This is a genomic window from Nocardioides sp. (assembly GCF_024509035.1).
Classification (GTDB): Bacteria; Actinomycetota; Actinomycetes; order Propionibacteriales; family Nocardioidaceae; genus Nocardioides.
This window is the reverse complement of the sequence record NZ_JANINT010000355.1, coordinates 1-948: the sequence shown is the minus strand read 5'-3', so window position 1 is coordinate 948 and position 948 is coordinate 1. Positions and strand designations below refer to the sequence as shown.

The window sequence follows — 948 nt, the reverse complement described above, 5'->3', positions numbered from 1 at the left end:
AAGGAGGTGCTGCTGCAGAGCGCGATCTACTGCGGCGTGCCCGACGCGAACACCGCGTTCCGGATCGCGCAGCAGGTGCTGTCCGAGGAGGGCGCGCTGTAGGGGTCTGTCGCAGGTTCACCATGGTCCGTGGGTGAACCCGCACTCCCCATGCCGGGCCCACCATGGGCAGTGCAGGCTCGACCGCGTCCCATGGTGAAACGGCGACGGCGGCCCTACGCTGGAGTCCTCGGATCGAACGGGGGAACCTCCATGTTCACGTACATCCTGATCGCGGCAGCGGCCGTGCTCGTCGTCGCGGTGGTGTGGCACCAGATCCGCACCCGCAACACGCCCGGTCGCACCATCAGCCAGGACGCGCCGACGCGCGACCCCGGGGTGGCGGCGGCCAAGAACCAGCACGACGTCACCACCCGGAGCCAGGGCTACGGCAACGGGCGGTAGGACCGCGCGAGCTAGACGCACCGCTGCACGATCGCGGCGACCTGCCGGGCCGCCGGTGACGCGTCGGCGCGCGCGGCGAGCGCCAGGTCGATGGTGGGCGCGTCGGTGAGCGCCACGTAGGCGACGCCCTCGAGCCCGAGGCTGCGGACCGGCTCGGGCACCAGGGCCACGCCGAGGCCCGCGGCGACGAACACCACCAGCGTCGCGGTCTCGGCGACCTCGAGCACCGGATCGGGCTCGAAGCCCGCGGCGGCGCACGCGTCCAGCACTCGCGCGTGCATCGACGACCGGTGCCCGGACGGGTGCATCACGAACGGCTCGTCCCGCAGCCGCGCCAGGCCGATCCGGCGGCGCCCGGCCAGCGGGTGCTGGGCCGGCAGGACGGCGACCAGCCGCTCGGTGCGCAGCACCCGGGCGTCCACGCCGGGCTCGCCCGGTCGCAGCAGCGCGAGGTCGTAGGTGCGGTCGGCCAGGCCGGCGGCCAGCTGCGGGGACAGCAGCTCG

Annotated in this window: 2 protein-coding genes and 1 pseudogene; 2 read left to right on the top strand and 1 reads right to left on the bottom strand. The window is 74.2% G+C overall.

The features are described 5' to 3' along the window. Together Q0L15_RS25065 and Q0L15_RS21230 are read left to right on the top strand one after the other, a co-directional pair. Positions 1-102: pseudogene (locus Q0L15_RS25065) on the top strand (4-carboxymuconolactone decarboxylase); the annotation flags it as partial. 150 nt (positions 103-252) lie between these two features. Further along, positions 253-444 carry a hypothetical protein gene (locus Q0L15_RS21230; RefSeq protein WP_296606737.1) on the top strand — a complete coding sequence of 64 codons (192 nt, stop codon included), beginning with the start codon at positions 253-255 and terminating at the stop codon, positions 442-444. Between the two features lie 11 nt (positions 445-455). Here the strand turns inward: Q0L15_RS21230 and Q0L15_RS21225 are convergent. After that, positions 456-948: LysR family substrate-binding domain-containing protein (locus Q0L15_RS21225; RefSeq protein ID WP_296606734.1), on the bottom strand; the 493-nt coding region annotated here is incomplete at its 5' end.

Bases quoted from the DNA above. Each gene is read 5' to 3' on its own strand.
- Q0L15_RS21230 (WP_296606737.1), top strand. From the start codon at position 253: ATGTTCACGTACATCCTGATCGCGGCAGCGGCCGTGCTCGTCGTCGCG.